General features: G+C 50.3%; 16 protein-coding genes, 2 tRNA genes and 1 pseudogene. 7 read left to right on the forward strand and 12 right to left on the reverse strand.

Annotation, left to right across the window (positions count from 1 at the left end; genetic code table 11):
- Positions 1–44 precede the first annotated feature (44 nt).
- Positions 45–129, reverse strand: a tRNA-Leu gene (locus tag FEK46_RS15665).
- Positions 130–139: 10 nt separating this feature from the next.
- A tRNA-Met gene (locus FEK46_RS15670) sits at positions 140–216 on the reverse strand.
- Between the two features lie 332 nt (positions 217–548).
- Between FEK46_RS15670 and FEK46_RS15675 the strand changes: the two genes are divergently transcribed.
- Positions 549–986 (forward strand): hypothetical protein, encoded by a 438-nt coding sequence (locus tag FEK46_RS15675; RefSeq protein ID WP_130209814.1) that lies wholly within the window; start codon positions 549–551, stop codon positions 984–986.
- Positions 987–1,027: 41 nt separating this feature from the next.
- Here FEK46_RS15675 and asnB read toward each other — a convergent pair whose 3' ends face one another.
- Positions 1,028–2,692, reverse strand: coding sequence for an asparagine synthase B (gene asnB / locus FEK46_RS15680; protein WP_000337081.1), 1,665 nt, complete (start codon positions 2,690–2,692; stop codon positions 1,028–1,030).
- 256 nt (positions 2,693–2,948) lie between these two features.
- Here asnB and FEK46_RS23935 point away from each other — a divergent pair.
- Positions 2,949–3,047 (forward strand): annotated as a pseudogene (locus tag FEK46_RS23935) (hypothetical protein); the annotation flags it as partial.
- Between the two features lie 50 nt (positions 3,048–3,097).
- Here the strand turns inward: FEK46_RS23935 and nagD are convergent.
- From nagD to nagB, 4 genes are all read right to left on the reverse strand, one after another.
- Positions 3,098–3,850: a ribonucleotide monophosphatase NagD gene (gene nagD, locus FEK46_RS15685; protein WP_000153129.1), complete on the reverse strand. Its 753-nt coding sequence runs from the start codon at positions 3,848–3,850 to the stop codon at positions 3,098–3,100.
- Positions 3,851–3,897: 47 nt separating this feature from the next.
- Entirely contained in the window at positions 3,898–5,118 is a 1,221-nt protein-coding gene (nagC, locus tag FEK46_RS15690) for a DNA-binding transcriptional regulator NagC (protein ID WP_130260227.1), read from the reverse strand.
- A gap of 8 nt (positions 5,119–5,126) precedes the next feature.
- A complete protein-coding gene (gene nagA / locus FEK46_RS15695; protein WP_135559940.1) occupies positions 5,127–6,275 on the reverse strand; it encodes an N-acetylglucosamine-6-phosphate deacetylase in 1,149 nt (382 codons plus the stop codon).
- A gap of 61 nt (positions 6,276–6,336) precedes the next feature.
- Positions 6,337–7,137 carry a glucosamine-6-phosphate deaminase gene (gene nagB, locus FEK46_RS15700; protein WP_001237072.1) on the reverse strand — a complete coding sequence of 267 codons (801 nt, stop codon included), beginning with the start codon at positions 7,135–7,137 and terminating at the stop codon, positions 6,337–6,339.
- A gap of 333 nt (positions 7,138–7,470) precedes the next feature.
- Between nagB and nagE the strand changes: the two genes are divergently transcribed.
- The 4 genes from nagE to chiQ all read left to right on the forward strand — a co-directional run bounded on the left by nagE (position 7,471) and on the right by chiQ (position 13,516).
- Complete coding sequence (gene nagE / locus FEK46_RS15705) at positions 7,471–9,417, forward strand: PTS N-acetyl glucosamine transporter subunit IIABC (protein WP_135559939.1); 1,947 nt, start codon at positions 7,471–7,473, stop codon at positions 9,415–9,417.
- 203 nt (positions 9,418–9,620) lie between these two features.
- Positions 9,621–11,285, forward strand: coding sequence for a glutamine--tRNA ligase (gene glnS, locus FEK46_RS15710; protein WP_130209822.1), 1,665 nt, complete (start codon positions 9,621–9,623; stop codon positions 11,283–11,285).
- A 448-nt stretch (positions 11,286–11,733) separates the two neighbouring features.
- Entirely contained in the window at positions 11,734–13,140 is a 1,407-nt protein-coding gene (gene chiP / locus FEK46_RS15715; protein ID WP_135559938.1) for a chitoporin, read from the forward strand.
- Between the two features lie 49 nt (positions 13,141–13,189).
- Positions 13,190–13,516, forward strand: a complete 327-nt coding sequence (gene chiQ, locus FEK46_RS15720) for a ChiQ/YbfN family lipoprotein (RefSeq protein ID WP_000733594.1) — start codon at positions 13,190–13,192, stop codon at positions 13,514–13,516.
- Positions 13,517–13,599: 83 nt separating this feature from the next.
- Here the strand turns inward: chiQ and fur are convergent, their stop codons facing one another.
- The 5 genes from fur to ybfF form a co-directional block, all read right to left on the reverse strand.
- On the reverse strand, positions 13,600–14,046 hold the full coding sequence (gene fur / locus FEK46_RS15725; protein WP_000131706.1) for a ferric iron uptake transcriptional regulator: 447 nt from the start codon (positions 14,044–14,046) through the stop codon (positions 13,600–13,602).
- Positions 14,039–14,125, reverse strand: a complete 87-nt coding sequence (gene uof, locus FEK46_RS15730; RefSeq protein ID WP_010380762.1) for a fur leader peptide — start codon at positions 14,123–14,125, stop codon at positions 14,039–14,041. Before uof ends, fur begins: the two co-directional genes overlap by 8 nt.
- 209 nt (positions 14,126–14,334) lie before the next feature.
- Complete coding sequence (gene fldA, locus FEK46_RS15735; RefSeq protein WP_010346538.1) at positions 14,335–14,865, reverse strand: flavodoxin FldA; 531 nt, start codon at positions 14,863–14,865, stop codon at positions 14,335–14,337.
- Positions 14,866–15,004: 139 nt separating this feature from the next.
- Positions 15,005–15,298 carry a LexA regulated protein gene (ybfE, locus tag FEK46_RS15740; RefSeq protein WP_064528940.1) on the reverse strand — a complete coding sequence of 98 codons (294 nt, stop codon included), beginning with the start codon at positions 15,296–15,298 and terminating at the stop codon, positions 15,005–15,007.
- 139 nt (positions 15,299–15,437) lie between these two features.
- Positions 15,438–16,202: an esterase gene (ybfF, locus tag FEK46_RS15745; protein WP_130209828.1), complete on the reverse strand. Its 765-nt coding sequence runs from the start codon at positions 16,200–16,202 to the stop codon at positions 15,438–15,440.
- Between the two features lie 184 nt (positions 16,203–16,386).
- Between ybfF and seqA the strand changes: the two genes are divergently transcribed.
- Positions 16,387–16,932, forward strand: a complete 546-nt coding sequence (seqA, locus tag FEK46_RS15750; RefSeq protein WP_130209830.1) for a replication initiation negative regulator SeqA — start codon at positions 16,387–16,389, stop codon at positions 16,930–16,932.
- The last annotated feature ends 26 nt before the right edge of the window (positions 16,933–16,958 follow it).

Here is a 16,958-nt window from a genome sequence, read left to right on the forward strand (position 1 = left end):
TTACCGCTTGGCGATACCCCATCCGTACAACGCTTTCTGGTGAATGGTGCGGGAGGCGAGACTTGAACTCGCACACCTTGCGGCGCCAGAACCTAAATCTGGTGCGTCTACCAATTTCGCCACTCCCGCAAAAAAAAGATGGTGGCTACGACGGGATTCGAACCTGTGACCCCATCATTATGAGTGATGTGCTCTAACCAACTGAGCTACGTAGCCATCTTTTTTTTCGCGATACCTTATCGGCGTTGCGGGGCGCATTATGCGTATAGAGCCTTGCAGCGTCAACCTCTTTTTCAAGGAAAATTGCTCGAAAGTGACTGTTTGGTTAGGTTGCGAACAGCGTGGCGCTATATTCGTCAATTATTGTTTACTTTGTGTTTTTTCCCCACCCTACAGCCATTCTTTTGTCATACAGGATGAAATTCGGAATTCAACAATAGTGGTGGGAAATTAATCCATGAAATACTGGCCCGTTGCAACAGGACAGGGCAGGGATCGCTACGCCTGCATCTCTGCTATCACTTCAGGCGATTTATTGAGGGAATACTATGCTGCGTTTTATGACGATGTTGATGGGTGTCTTATTACTTATGCAATCCGCGTTTGCCGATACGGTCAAACCGGAAATCGGTAAATATGTTTTTGGCTATCGTGGGCAGGAAGGCGCTGTGGTGTGGATGATGCGAATCGGGCCGAAAGCGTCTAATGAGGCACTCGTTCAGGTATCGCATGTTGATAATGACATCGATGGTCAGATTTTTCGCTGCAAAGTAAAAGTATTACAGGAAGGTGAGAAATCTTATACCGCTGTAATCAAGGGTGAATCTTTTGAGTTATTACGCCTGAAAGAGGGAAATGGAAGCCTGCATATCCCGGAGGAATCGGCAACCTGGTCAGTCGCTTACAGTAATGAATTATCTGACAGCGATGTAGCAAATCCGGAACATTTCCTCACCGCATATCAGAATCAACAAGCTCCACAGTAACTGAAATTGCCCCGGATTTCTCCGGGGCAATATTACACGTCTTATTTATACGCTGACTGGTGAACGCCAACCGCACGACCAGAAGGATCGTCCATTTTCTTGAACGCCTCATCCCACTCGATCGCTTTAGCGGAAGAACAAGCGACGGAAGGACCGCCCGGCACGCACTCAGCGGCGCTCGGAAGCGGGAACAGTTCTTCAAAAATCTCCCGGTACAGGTACGCTTCTTTTGAGGTCGGCGTGTTGTATGGGAAGCGGAAGCGGGCTGTTTCCAGTTGCTGATCAGAAACCTGTTGTGCCGCCACTTCTTTCAGTGTGTCAATCCAACTGTAACCGACGCCATCGGAGAACTGCTCTTTCTGCCGCCAGGCAACACTTGCAGGCAGGTACGACTCAAAACATTCACGCAGGATGTGTTTTTCCATCTTACCGTTACCGCACATTTTATCCTGCGGGTTAATACGCATCGCCACGTCGAGGAATTTCTTGTCGAGGAACGGAACGCGTGCTTCCACGCCCCAGGCTGACATCGCTTTGTTGGCACGCGCGCAGTCATACATATGCAGGGCCAGCAGTTTACGCACCGTCTCTTCATGCAGTTCTTTAGCGTTCGGCGCTTTGTGGAAGTAAAGATAACCGCCAAACACTTCGTCAGAACCTTCACCGGACAACACCATTTTAATGCCCATTGCCTTGATCTTACGCGACATTAAATACATCGGTGTTGAAGCGCGAATAGTGGTCACATCATAAGTTTCGATGTGGTAAATCACATCGCGGATGGCATCCAGACCTTCCTGTACAGTGAAGTGAATTTCGTGGTGCACAGTGCCCAGATGGTTCGCCACTTCCTGGGCTGCTTTCAGATCAGGAGAACCCGGCAGACCTACGGCAAAGGAGTGCAACTGCGGCCACCAGGCTTCAGAGCGTTCCTGATCTTCCACGCGACGGGCGGCGTATTTCTTGGTGATCGCGGAAATAATTGAGGAATCCAGACCACCCGAGAGCAGCACGCCGTAAGGCACGTCTGACATCAGATGGCTTTTAACGGAATCTTCCAGCGCCTGACGCAGCTCGTTTTTGTCGGTCACGTTATCTTTCACCGCATCGTAGTCGAACCAGTCGCGATGATAATAAGAACGGATTTCGCCGTCCTGACTCCATAAATAGCTCCCCGCCGGGAACTCTTTAATCGTGCGGCATACTGGCACCAGGGCTTTCATTTCTGAGGCCACATACAGCTGACCGTGTTCGTCATACCCCATATACAGTGGGATGATCCCCAGATGGTCGCGACCAATCAGATATGCATCTTTTTCGCTGTCGTACAGGGCAAAGGCAAACATGCCCTGCAAGTCGTCGAGAAATTCCGGCCCTTTTTCCTGATACAGCGCGAGGATCACTTCGCAGTCAGACCCGGTCTGGAATTGGTAACGATCGCCATATTCGGCGCGCAATGCCTGGTGGTTGTAGATTTCACCGTTTACCGCCAGTACGTGGGTTTTTTGTTGGTTGTAGAGAGGTTGCGCCCCCGCGTTAACGTCAACAATTGACAGACGTTCGTGGGCGAGAATGGCGTTATCGCTGGCATAAATACCGGACCAGTCCGGGCCGCGATGACGCATCAGGCGTGACAGCTCGAGTGCTTTCTTCCGCAGCTCAACTGCGTCTGTTTTGATATCGAATACGCCAAAAATTGAACACATAACCTTCTCCGTTAACCTGGTATTTGTTGCTTGTTGTGTTTGCTTGTTTAAAAAAATGCCGCAAAGCAGCACTGTGCGCAAGCGATTTGACGGTGAAAAAATAAAAAACGTAATGGTGATTGTCGATTAGTGAAAAAAGGTCTGGTGTGGTGATGTGTTTGTTGATGGTTCGATAATTTTTGGCAGGTTTTATTGAATGGATATATTTTGTGGGGGGATAAGAAACCAAATCGCTTACAAAGTGAGATTTGTTCATGCCGGATGCGGCGTTAACACCTTATCCGGCCTACAAAATCATGAAAATTCAATATATTGCAGGAGCTGCGTGGGCCTGATAAGCGTAGCGCATCAGGCAGTTTGGCGTTTGTCATCAATATCAACCACGCCCTGAGACGTGGTTGCTATTCAGATAACGTCGATTTCAGCGACTGACGGGTAAATCCAGCTGGGGCGGAACGGCATACTGTCGATATCGTCGAGCGACGAAACGCCGGAGAGCACAAGAATCGTCTCCAGACCGGCCTGGAAGCCCGCCAGAATATCGGTACGCAGGTTATCGCCGACAATCACCGTTTCTTCCGAATGCGCCTGCATTTTGTTTAATGCCGCGCGGATGATCCACGGACTCGGCTTACCAACATAGAACGGTTTACGTCCGGAGATTTTCTCAATGCCCGCGCACAGCGCGCCACAGGCGGGATAAAAACCGCGTCCGTGAGTATCTGGGTTGGTGGCGATAAAGCGTGCACCATTAGCGACAAAATAGGCCGCTTTATGCATCATGTCCCAGTTGTAGGAACGCGTTTCGCCAACAATCACAAAATCAGGGTTCACATCGGTAATCGTAAAACCAGCTTTGTACAGCTCATGAATCAGCGCGCCTTCGCCCACCACATACGCTTTCTTGCCTTCCTGGCGACGCAGGAAATCGGCGGTTGCCATCGCGGAGGTATAAAACACGCTGTCCGGCACATCGACACCGGCAGTGGCAAAGCGGTTCGCCAGATCTTGCCCGGTCTGCGAAGGATAGTTGGTCAGCAACACCAGCGGCAGGCCTTTATCCATAATCCCGTGCAAAAATTCCGCTGCACCCGGTACGGCGACGTTATCGTGCATCAGCACGCCGTCGATATCGCAAATTACATTTTTAATGGTCATGGACTACCCAGAATATTGACAACAATAAGCGCCACTATAAAAGCACATTAATTTTCCAGCAAATGCTGGAGCAAAATACCGTTGAGCATGGCGCGTTTTACCAGCGCAAAAGCGCCGATTGCCGAGCGGTGATCCAGCTCAGAACGTACCACCGGTAGATTAGTGCGAAACGCCTTCAGTGCCTGAGTATTAATGCAGCTTTCGATAGCAGGGAGCAGCACTTTATCGGCTTCGGTGATCTCACCAGCGATAACAATTTTTTGCGGATTAAATAAGTTGATAGCAATGGCGATGGTTTTGCCCAGATGACGACCGACATACTCGATCACTTCCGAGGCCAGGCTATCGCCTTTGTTCGCGGCTTTGCAGATAGTTTTGATGGTGCAGTCGTCCAGTGGCACACGGCTCTGGTAGCCCTGCTTTAATAAATTCAACACCCGTTGTTCAATGGCAGCGTTGGCAGCGATAGTTTCCAGGCAGCCAAAGTTGCCGCAGTGGCAGCGTTCACCCAGCGGTTCGACCTGAATATGGCCAATTTCACCGACGTTGCCGTTGCGGCCAATAAAAATGCGCCCATTAGAGATAATCCCGGCCCCCGTTCCGCGATGGACACGCACCAGAATGAAGTCTTCGCAATCCTGACTTGCACCGAAGTAGTGCTCTGCCAGCGCCAGACTGCGGATATCGTGGCCGACATAACAGGTCACTTTAAAACGCTCTTCCAGTGCTTCAACCAGCCCCCAGTTTTCCACCTGAATATGCGGCATGTAGTGAATTTTGCCGCTGTCCGGATCGACCAGCCCTGGCAGGATCACTGAAATGGCGATCAGCTCCCGCAGCTTGCGCTGGTGGTTATCAATAAACTGAGTAATGGCATTCAGCAGGGCATGTTCCAGCGTCTGCTGGGTACGTTCCGGTAGCGGGTAATGTTCTTCTGCCAGAACTTTGCTGCTGAGATCAAACAGGGTGATGGTGGCGTCGTGACGACCGAGACGTACGCCGATTGCGTGGAAATTGCGGGTTTCGGTGACGATAGAGATAGCGCGGCGGCCCCCGGTGGAGGCCTGCTGATCAACTTCTTTGATCAGCCCGCGTTCGATAAGCTGACGCGTAATTTTGGTTACGCTGGCGGGGGCAAGCTGGCTTTGCTCAGCAATCTGAATTCGCGAGATTGGCCCATGCTGGTCAATCAGGCGATAAACCGCCGCGCTGTTAAGCTGTTTTACGAGATCAACATTACCTATCTGAGCTTGTCCGCCTGGTGTCATACTTTCTCTTATTGGGTTACGACCTCGTTACCGTTAACGATGGTCCTGGTGATTTTAAAATCAGGTGTGAATGCAGTCAGGTTGGCCACTTTACCTGCGGCGAGCGTGCCGAGACGTTTTTCAACGCCAATCGCACGCGCCGGATAGAGCGTCGCCATACGCAGCACTTCATCCAGTGCGATACCGCAATGTTCAACCAGATTACGCACGCCTTCAATCATGGTTAAGGATGAACCACTTAACGTACCATTCTCATCCACACAAAGTCCGTTGCGGTAGTATATTGTTTTACCCGCAAAAATGAACTGTTCAATGTTGGCCCCGGCTGGCGCGGTGGCGTCGGTAACCAGACACAGTTTGTCGCCTTTCAGACGCTTGGCGTTACGAATGTTGGCGTAATCAACATGCAGGCCATCAGCGATAATACCGCAATAAATGTCAGCTTCGTCGAGGATCGCGCCCGCCAGGCCCGGCTCACGGCCCGTAATATACGGCATCGCGTTGTACAGATGGGTGGCAAAGGTAATCCCCGCGCGGAAACCGGCTTTCGCTTCTTTCAACGTCGCGTTGGAGTGACCGGCAGACACCACAATCCCGGCATTTGCCAGTTTTCTGATCACTTCTGCTGGAACCATTTCCGGTGCCAGCGTCACTTTGGTAATGACGTCGGCGTTTTCACACAGGAAATCGACCAGTGCGGCATCCGGTTTACGTACGAAATTCGGATTATGGGTACCTTTTTTCACCAGATTCAGCCACGGGCCTTCCAGGTGTAAACCTAATGCCTGATTCGGATGTTTTGCCAGGTACTCGCGCATAACGCGCACGCCCTGTTTCATCAGCTCATCGCTGGTGGTGATAAGCGTCGGCAAATAGTTAGTGCAGCCTGATTTCTCATTGGCTTTCTGCATGATTTCCAGCGTTTCCACGCTGACCGCTTCAGCGGTATCGTTGAACTGTACGCCGCCGCAGCCGTTTAACTGCACATCGATAAAACCGGGGGAGAGAATGGCCCCGTTCAGTGAACGTTGTTCAATCTCTGGCGGCAGTTCCGCTATTGGGCAGACGCTTTTAATCAGGCCATCAGCGATAACAACTGCATGGTCATCAAGAAATTCATGACCGGTAAAGATCCGGCCCTGGGTTAATGCATACATTCCGACCCCCGATTTCAAAAATAATAATGCCCTGAGCAAGGCGTCAGGGCAGGGATAACAATTACAGACCTTTGATATTTTCTGCCTCTAATTCGTTGAAATATCTTAAAGTCTTAACTTTCAGCTCCATGGTGGAAGGTTCATCACACACCATGATGGCTTTCGGATGCAGTTGCAGACAGCTGATGGTCCACATGTGGTTAACGCAACCTTCAACGGCAGCCTGCAGTGCCAGTGCTTTCTGGCTGCCCAGCACCAGAATCATCACTTCTTCGGCATCCAGCAGTGTACCCACACCTACGGTCAGCGCATATTTTGGCACCTGATTAACATCGTTATCAAAGAAACGAGAGTTTGCGACGCGAGTGTCATGTGTCAGGGTTTTGATACGGGTGCGAGAGGCGAGAGAAGAGGCGGGTTCGTTAAATGCAATGTGACCGTCGTTACCTACACCGCCCATAAACAGATGGATTTTACCGTAAGAGCGAATTTTTTCTTCATACTGGCGGCATTCGGCGTCGATATCCGGGGCATTGCCGTTGAGAAGGTTGATATTTTCTGCTGGAATATCAACGTGATCGAAGAAGTTACGGTGCATAAAACTGTAGTAGCTTTCCGGATGCTCCTTCGGCAGACCGACATATTCGTCCATGTTGAAGGTGACAACGTGCTTAAAGCTGACCTGGCCTGCTTTATGCATTTCGACTAACGCTTTATAGGTGGTCATCGGCGTGCCGCCAGTCGGCAGGCCAAGCACAAACGGACGATCGGCTGTCGGTTTGAACGCATTAATACGATTAACGATATGGCGAGCAGCCCATTTGCCGACCTGTTCAGCGGTAGTCAGGGGGATCAGTCTCATTATTCACCTCAAGTAAGTAAAAAGTAAGCCGTTGGCGGATTAGGCATCTTTAAGCGTAACCTGGATTTGCGCAGACAGGCGTCAATCCGACCTGATTTTTTGAATGATAAAATAAGTTTTCTGGTTTAGCCAGTAAAAGGGAGTAATGATAACGATATTTGGTGACAAAACTCACAAAAGACGCGCGTTTAATTTGCGGTACGAATTAAATTTTCACACACTCTGTAGCAGATGATCTAACAATATGATTACAGAACATCGGCAGCACAATTTGCTGCAAAATAAAAATACGGCTTTAAACGAGCCAAATAGGGTTCTCGTAGGGGGAATAAGATGAATATTTTAGGTTTTTTCCAGCGACTCGGTAGGGCATTACAGCTCCCTATCGCGGTGCTGCCGGTGGCGGCACTGTTGCTGCGATTCGGCCAGCCAGATTTACTTAATGTTGCGTTTATTGCCCAGGCAGGCGGCGCGATTTTTGATAACCTGGCGTTGATCTTTGCGATCGGCGTGGCCTCCAGCTGGTCCAAAGACAGTGCAGGTGCAGCGGCGCTGGCGGGTGCGGTTGGTTACTTTGTGTTAACTAAAGCGATGGTGACCATCAACCCAGAAATTAACATGGGGGTTCTGGCAGGTATCATTACCGGTCTGGTCGGTGGTGCAGCCTATAACCGTTGGTCTGATATTAAACTGCCGGACTTCCTGAGCTTCTTCGGCGGCAAACGTTTTGTGCCGATCGCCACCGGCTTCTTCTGCCTGGTGCTGGCAGCCATTTTTGGTTACGTCTGGCCGCCGGTACAGCACGCTATCCATGCAGGCGGCGAGTGGATCGTTTCTGCGGGCGCGCTGGGTTCCGGTATCTTTGGTTTCATCAACCGTCTGCTGATCCCAACCGGTCTGCATCAGGTACTGAACACCATCGCCTGGTTCCAGATTGGTGAATTCACCAACGCTGCGGGCACGGTTTTCCACGGTGACATCAACCGCTTCTATGCGGGCGACGGCACTGCGGGGATGTTCATGTCTGGCTTCTTCCCGATCATGATGTTCGGTCTGCCAGGTGCGGCGCTGGCGATGTACTTCGCAGCACCGAAAGAGCGTCGCCCGATGGTTGGCGGGATGCTGCTTTCTGTTGCTATCACCGCGTTCCTGACAGGTGTGACTGAGCCGCTGGAATTCCTGTTCATGTTCCTTGCGCCGTTGCTGTACCTCCTGCACGCACTGCTGACCGGTATCAGTCTGTTTGTGGCAACGTTGCTGGGGATCCACGCGGGCTTCTCCTTCTCTGCGGGCGCTATCGACTACGCGTTGATGTACAACCTGCCAGCAGCCAGCCAGAATGTCTGGATGCTGCTGGTGATGGGCGTTGTTTTCTTCGCTATCTACTTTGTGGTGTTCAGTGCGGTTATCCGTATGTTCAACCTGAAAACGCCAGGTCGTGAAGATAAAGATGACGAGATCGTTACTGAAGAAGCGAACAGCAATACCGAAGAAGGCTTAACTCAACTGGCAACCAACTACATTGCGGCAGTTGGTGGTAGTGACAATCTAAAAGCGATTGACGCCTGTATTACTCGTCTGCGCTTGACTGTGGCTGACTCAGCACGTGTCAACGATGCGATGTGTAAACGTCTGGGTGCTTCTGGTGTGGTGAAACTGAACAAACAGACCATCCAGGTGATTGTCGGCGCGAAAGCAGAATCCATCGGCGATGCGATGAAGAAAGTCGTTGCTCGTGGCCCGGTAGCTGCTGCTTCTGCTGAAGCTGCTCCGGCAACTGCCGCTCCGGTAGCGAAACCGCAGGCTGTACCAAACGCAGTGTCTATCGCTGAGCTGGTATCACCAATTACCGGTGATGTTGTCGCACTGGATCAGGTGCCAGACGAAGCATTCGCCAGCAAAGCGGTGGGTGACGGTGTGGCTGTGAAACCGACAGATAAAATCGTCGTATCACCAGCCGCAGGGACAATCGTGAAAATCTTCAACACCAACCACGCGTTCTGCCTGGAAACCGAAAAAGGCGCGGAGATTGTCGTCCACATGGGTATCGACACCGTAGCGCTGGAAGGTAAAGGCTTTAAACGTTTGGTGGAAGAGGGCGCGCAGGTAAGCGCAGGGCAACCGATTCTGGAAATGGATCTGGATTACCTGAACGCTAACGCCCGTTCGATGATTAGCCCGGTGGTTTGCAGCAATATCGACGATTTCAATGGCTTGATCATTAAAGCTCAGGGCCATGTTGTGGCGGGTCAAACACCGCTGTATGAAATCAAAAAGTAATCTGCTTTATGCCTGATGCGACGCTTGAGCGTCGCATCCAACAATGACAAGCGGTGGAGATCTTCTCTGCCGCTTTTTTTTTCATCAATCATCCCCATAATCTCTGTTAGATTTTTCGATTTTCTCTAACTAACAGTTGTCAGCCTGTCCCGCTTATAAGATCATACGCCGTTATACGTTGTTTACGCTTTGAGGAATCCACGATGAGTGAGGCAGAAGCCCGCCCGACTAACTTTATTCGTCAGATCATCGATGAAGATCTGGCCAGTGGTAAGCACACCACAGTACACACCCGTTTCCCGCCGGAGCCGAATGGCTATCTGCATATTGGCCATGCGAAATCTATCTGCCTGAACTTCGGGATCGCCCAGGACTATAAAGGCCAGTGCAACCTGCGTTTCGACGACACTAACCCGGTAAAAGAAGATATTGAGTACGTCGAGTCGATCAAAAACGACGTAGAGTGGTTAGGTTTTCACTGGTCTGGTAACGTCCGTTACTCCTCCGATTATTTTGATCAGCTCCACGCCTATGCTGTTGAACTGATCAATAAAGGCCTGGCGTATGTCGATGAGCTGACGCCAGAACAGATCCGCGAATATCGTGGCACTCTGACGCAGCCGGGTAAAAACAGCCCGTACCGCGACCGCAGCGTTGAAGAGAACCTGGCGCTGTTCGAAAAAATGCGTACCGGTGGTTTTGAAGAAGGTAAAGCCTGCCTGCGCGCGAAAATCGACATGGCTTCGCCGTTTATCGTGATGCGCGATCCGGTGCTGTACCGCATTAAGTTTGCTGAACACCACCAGACCGGCAACAAGTGGTGCATCTACCCGATGTACGACTTCACCCACTGCATCAGCGATGCGCTGGAAGGCATTACGCACTCTCTGTGTACGCTGGAGTTCCAGGATAACCGTCGTCTGTACGACTGGGTACTGGACAACATCACCATTCCTGTTCATCCGCGCCAGTACGAATTCTCGCGCCTGAATCTGGAATACACCGTGATGTCCAAGCGTAAGCTGAACCAACTGGTCACCGACAAGCACGTAGAAGGTTGGGATGATCCACGTATGCCGACCATTTCCGGTCTGCGTCGTCGTGGTTACACTGCGGCTTCTATTCGTGAGTTCTGTAAACGCATTGGCGTGACCAAGCAGGACAACACCATTGAGATGGCGTCGCTGGAATCCTGCATTCGTGAAGACCTCAACGAGAACGCGCCGCGTGCAATGGCAGTTATCGATCCGGTGAAACTGGTTATCGAAAACTATCAGGGCGAAGGCGAAATGGTCACCATGCCGAACCATCCGAATAAACCGGAAATGGGCAGCCGTCAGGTGCCGTTTAGCGGTGAGATTTGGATCGATCGCGCCGATTTCCGCGAAGAAGCTAACAAGCAGTACAAACGTCTGGTGCTGGGTAAAGAAGTGCGTCTGCGTAATGCTTACGTGATTAAAGCGGAACGCGTGGAGAAAGATGCCGAAGGCAATATCACCACCATCTTCTGTACTTATGACGCCGACACCTTAAGCAAAGATCCGGCTGATGGTCGTAAAGTCAAAGGCGTTATTCACTGGGTAAGCGCGGCACATGCGCTGCCGGTTGAAATCCGCCTGTACGATCGTCTGTTCAGTGTGCCGAATCCAGGCGCTGCGGATGATTTCCTGTCGGTGATTAACCAGGATTCTCTGGTCATCAAACAGGGCTTTGCTGAACCGTCTCTGAAAGATGCGGTGGCAGGTAAAGCATTCCAGTTTGAGCGTGAAGGCTACTTCTGCCTCGACAGCCGCCATTCCACAGCGGAAAAACCGGTATTTAACCGCACCGTTGGGCTGCGTGATACCTGGGCGAAAGTAGGCGAGTAATTTTAAGTTCTACCAGGCCGGGTGAGGCGTTCACACCGCATCCGGCAAGAAACATGCAAACAATCCAAAACGCCGCGTTCAGCGGCGTTTTTTTCTGCTTTTCTTCGCGAATTAATTTCGCTTCGCAATCTATTCATGCAACAAATTTAAAATCACAAATTATAATTAATTTAAATATAACCGCTTTCATCTTACTGGAAAGCCACATATTTTTTCTTCTACCCGCTCGCCTGGTACACATTTAAACCTTGTAACAAAAATCATCAAAATATGTGCGGTTGCTCATGTTCTTACATTCTCGTTACAGAAAGAGATTGATAATTCGCGTCGCGAAAAATAGTCTATTCCTGTAGTCAGCGAGATTTTTCTCAACGCTACTTTTTTAATTTTTATTTTTTTCGCTGTTCACCTGTGGTGCAGCAATTTATACGTCAAAGAGGATTAACCCATGCGTACGTTTAGTGGCAAACGTAGTACGCTGGCGCTGGCTATCGCCGGTGTTTCAGCAATGTCGGGCCTGGTGGCAATGCCGGAGGCTCGCGCCGAAGGATTCATCGACGATTCAACCTTAACCGGCGGTATCTATTACTGGCAGCGTGAACGCGACCGTAAAGATGTTACCGACGGCGACAAATACAAAACCAACCTTTCTCACTCCACCTGGAATGCCAACCTCGATTTTCAGTCCGGTTATGCTGCTGATATGTTCGGCCTTGATATTGCCGCGTTTACGGCGATTGAAATGGCGGAAAACGGCGACAGCTCACACCCGAACGAAATCGCGTTTTCGAAAAGTAATAAAGCCTATGACGAAGACTGGTCCGGCGATAAAAGCGGTATAAGCCTGTATAAAGCAGCGGCCAAATTTAAATACGGTCCTGTGTGGGCGAGGGCAGGTTACATTCAGCCAACTGGTCAAACGCTGTTAGCGCCGCACTGGAGCTTTATGCCGGGTACCTATCAGGGCGCGGAAGCCGGGGCCAATTTTGATTACGGCGATGCTGGTGCGTTGAGTTTCTCCTACATGTGGACCAACGAATACAAAGCGCCGTGGCATCTGGAAATGGATGAGTTTTATCAGAACGATAAGACCACTAAAGTTGATTATCTGCACTCCATCGGTGCGAAATACGACTTCAAAAATAACTTCGTGCTGGAAGCGGCGTTTGGTCAGGCGGAAGGGTATATCGATCAGTATTTTGCCAAAGCCAGCTATAAATTTGATATCGCCGGTAGCCCGCTAACCGCCAGCTACCAGTTCTACGGTACGCGCGATAAAGTTGACGATCGTAGCGTCAACGATCTTTATGATGGCACCGCCTGGCTGCAAGCGTTGACCTTTGGTTACCGGGCGGCTGACGTGGTGGATTTGCGTCTGGAAGGCACCTGGGTTAAAGCTGACGGTCAGCAGGGATACTTCCTGCAACGTATGACGCCAACCTACGCTTCCTCGAACGGTCGCCTGGATATCTGGTGGGATAACCGTTCTGACTTTAACGCCAACGGCGAAAAAGCGGTCTTCTTCGGCGCGATGTATGACCTGAAAAACTGGAATCTTCCAGGCTTCGCCATCGGCGCTTCCTACGTTTATGCATGGGATGCTAAACCTGCGACCTGGCAGAGCAACCCGGATGCGTACTACGACAAGAACCGGACTATTGAAGAGTCTGCATACAGCCTGGATGCGGTCTACACCATTCAGGACGGTCGTGCCAAGGGCACGATGTTCAAACTGCACTTCACCGAATACGACAACCACTCCGACATCCCAAGCTGGGGCGGCGGTTACGGTAACATCTTCCAGGATGAGCGCGACGTGAAATTCATGGTAATCGCACCATTCACCATCTTCTGATGCCCGACGCGGCAGGTTTTGTGCCTGCCGCACATTTGAGGAATTCGCTATGAAAAAACTGATTCTCATCGCCATGATGGCATCGGGGCTGGTGGCTTGTGCGCAATCAACCGCGCCACAGGAAGACAGTCGTCTGAAAGAGGCGTACAGCGCCTGTATCAATACCGCGCAAGGTTCGCCGGAAAAAATTGAAGCCTGTCAGAGCGTGTTAAACGTGCTGAAGAAAGAGAAACAACATCAGCAATTTGCCGAGCAGGAAAGTGTCCGCGTGCTGGATTATCAGCAGTGCATCCAGGCAACGCAAACCGGTAATGACCAGGCAGTGAAAGCCGATTGTGATAAGGTCTGGCAGGAAATTCGCAGTAATAACAAATAAGTGAGGGCTGTAACTCTCGCTTTTCTTATTTCCCTTGTATAAAAAAGCCAACCCGCAGGTTGGCTTTTTTCGTTCAGGCTGGCTTATTTGCCTTCGTGCGCGTGCTCATCTTCGCGGCAATCGCCTTCGGCACAGTGACCGTAAAGATAGAGACTATGGTTAGTCAGGCGAATGCCATGCTTCGCGGCAATTTCACGCTGACGCGCTTCGATAGATTCATCACTAAATTCGATAACCTTTCCGCAGTCGAGGCAGATCAGATGATCGTGGTGATGTTGTTGAGTCAGTTCAAATACGGATTTACCGCCTTCAAAATTGTGGCGGGTGACGATACCGGCGTCGTCAAACTGGTTCAGTACACGATATACCGTAGCCAGACCAATTTCTTCACCCATATCGATCAGACGTTTGTATAAATCTTCCGCACTGACGTGATGGTTGTCCGGCTCCTGAAGAACTTCCAGGATTTTTAAGCGAGGAAGCGTTACTTTCAGGCCAGCTTTCTTTAGGGCGGTATTGTTATCAGTCATGCGGAATCTGTCCTGTTACTAAGCGGTTCACTTCATTAAAAGAAGTGACAGAATTTGCTCTTGAGATAATGCGTATCATTATAGATTTGCCATGCCTAAATGAAAACTACAAGTCCCTGGCAAATATTGTTAATAAAAACGTGGCTTAGCTTACATTTACATCGGTAAGGCCACTTCAATACTGGAACATTGTACAGGTACTACGGCAAAAGTTACAAATTTGTAGCAATTATTTTGATTGGCATTATCTATTAATACGGCGTAGACATGAGTCTACGCCGCAGTACATCAGGCATTGATAATTTCGTCGAGATGCAGTTCTTCAGAAATTTGTTTTACCCATTTTTCTACACGTTCGGCGGTCAGTTCTGGCTGACGGTCTTCGTCGATAGCCAGGCCGACAAAGTGGTCATCATCCGCCAGACCTTTTGATGCTTCGAAATGATAGCCCGCAGTTGGCCAGTGACCGACGATGGTCGCGCCGCGCGGTTCAATAATGTCACGAATGGTGCCTAAGGCGTCGCAGAAATATTCTGCGTAATCTTCCTGGTCGCCACAGCCAAACAGCGCAACCAGTTTACCATTGAAATCAATCTCTTCGAGAGTCGGGAAGAAGTCGTCCCAGTCACACTGTGCTTCGCCATAGTACCAGGTTGGGATGCCCAGCAGAAGAATGTCATAAGCTTCCAGATCTTCTTTGCTGCTTTTTGCAATGTCATGGACATCGGCAACGTCTTTACCAAGCTGTTTTTGAATCATTTTTGCGATATTTTCGGTATTACCGGTGTCGCTGCCGAAAAAGATGCCAGTGATAGCCATGAGTGAAATAACCTCTTGAAACTTATTGAAATGGGGGTGGCAAATTGCCCACGGATAAAGGCAATCATAGCAGAACAGGCAGTCTTGCGGAATCAGCAAACGAGCAGGACTGCACACTGTGCTACACGAAAGTGGATATTTAAACGATGCCCTGATTACGCAGCGCCGCCAGTTGCTGCATCAATATCTCTTCGATCAGTTCGCTACGGCTCATATTGCGCGACTCCGCCAGCTCGTTCAGCGCCTCGACAGCTTCCGCGTTCAGCTTCAGTTCGACACGCTTAAGGCCACGTACTTTGTCGCGTTTTAGCTGGTTGCGTTTATTAATACGCAGCTGTTCATCGCGCGAAAGCGGATTGGTTTTCGGTCGTCCCGGTCGACGCTCGTGCGCGAACAGATCTAATGTCGTACGGTCCGTTTGTTCTTTGGCCATGATCTTGGTGACTTCGGGGGAAACAATCAGCCAGGCGCCTGCCCGGATGGATAGCCCGCCATAATACAACAGCGTGAGGAATCTCGCCAACGCCCACGCGCGGAATGCCGCGCGGACGCTGGGTTTTTAATCAGTTGCGTTAATCATTAAGATAGCGACGGATAGCCCGCAGCACAGCATCCGGTTTTTCTGCGTGTACCCAATGCCCCGCGCCTGCAATGACATGCGCCCGTGCTTGTGGGAATTGTGCCAGCAAATCATCACGATACTGTTCAGTAACATACGGGGAATTGCCGCCAGGAATAAACAGAGCAGGGTGGTTCCATGCCGGAATCTTCTCCCAGCCAACAATATGTGGATACTGATCCCATAATACTGGCACGTTAAAACGCCACTCACCGTCAACAAAAGATTTCAGCAGGAATTGAATCACGCCCTCTTCATTAATATATTGGCGCATCACTACAGCGGCCTGTTGGCGCGTTTGCGCGTCGGATCCACTGACCGCGTTGATAGCTGCGAAAATTTCATCATGACGGCGTACGTGATAGTCCACCGGCGCGATATCGATCGCTACCAGTTTCTCGATGCGATCGGGCGCCAACGCGGTCAGTGCCATCACAGCTTTACCACCCATTGAGTGACCAATAAATGTCGCCTTATCGATCTGCAGCGCATTCAGAGTATCAACAAGATCCTGGGCCATCGCCGGGTAATTCATGTGTGGATCTCGTGGCGAAAGTCCGTGGTTACGCATATCAACCTGGATGATATTGTGATCGTTTACCAGGTCGCGCGCCAGCACGCCGAGGTTGTCAAGGCTACCAAACAACCCGTGGACGAGGACGATGGGAGAATTATTATGCTGATTTTGTGCAGATTGCGCGCGGATATTCAATTTCATGGCAAAGTTCTTTTTTTCGTGTAGTTGGGTTAGGGTATTATGTTGACCATTGTGCCACAGGGCTGCAACAAATAAGGTTTAATCCGATTTTTTCTGCAAGCCAGGCTTGACGCTATCCGCTGCCGGGATTTATTCATATACTCCTGGCGACTTGTATTCAGCTAAGACACCGCACTGGATTAAGATGAAAACGATTGAAGTTGATGATGAACTCTACAGCTATATTGCCAGCCACACTAAGCATATCGGCGAGAGCGCATCCGACATTTTACGGCGTATGTTGAAGTTTTCCGCCGCATCACAGCCTGTTGCTCCGGTGACGAAAGAGGTTCGCATTGCGTCACCTGCTATCGTCGAAGCGAAGCCGATCAAAACGGTGAAAGACAAAGTGCGCGCGATGCGTGAACTTTTGCTTTCCGATGAATACGCAGAGCAAAAGCGAGCGGTCAATCGCTTTATGCTGCTGTTGTCTACACTATATTCTCTTGACGCCCAGGCGTTTGCCGAGGCAACGGAATCGTTGCACGGCCGCACGCGCGTTTACTTTGCAGCAGATGAACAGACGCTGCTGAAAAATGGTAATCAGACCAAGCCGAAGCATGTGCCAGGCACGCCGTATTGGGTGATCACCAACACTAACACTGGCCGTAAATGCAGCATGATTGAACACATCATGCAGTCGATGCAATTCCCGGCGGAATTGATTGAAAAGGTTTGCGGGACAATTTAAAACAACGTTGCAGATAAAGGACAAAG

The sequence above is a fragment of the Escherichia sp. E4736 genome (assembly GCF_005781225.1).
In the GTDB taxonomy this organism is placed as follows: Bacteria; Pseudomonadota; Gammaproteobacteria; order Enterobacterales; family Enterobacteriaceae; genus Escherichia.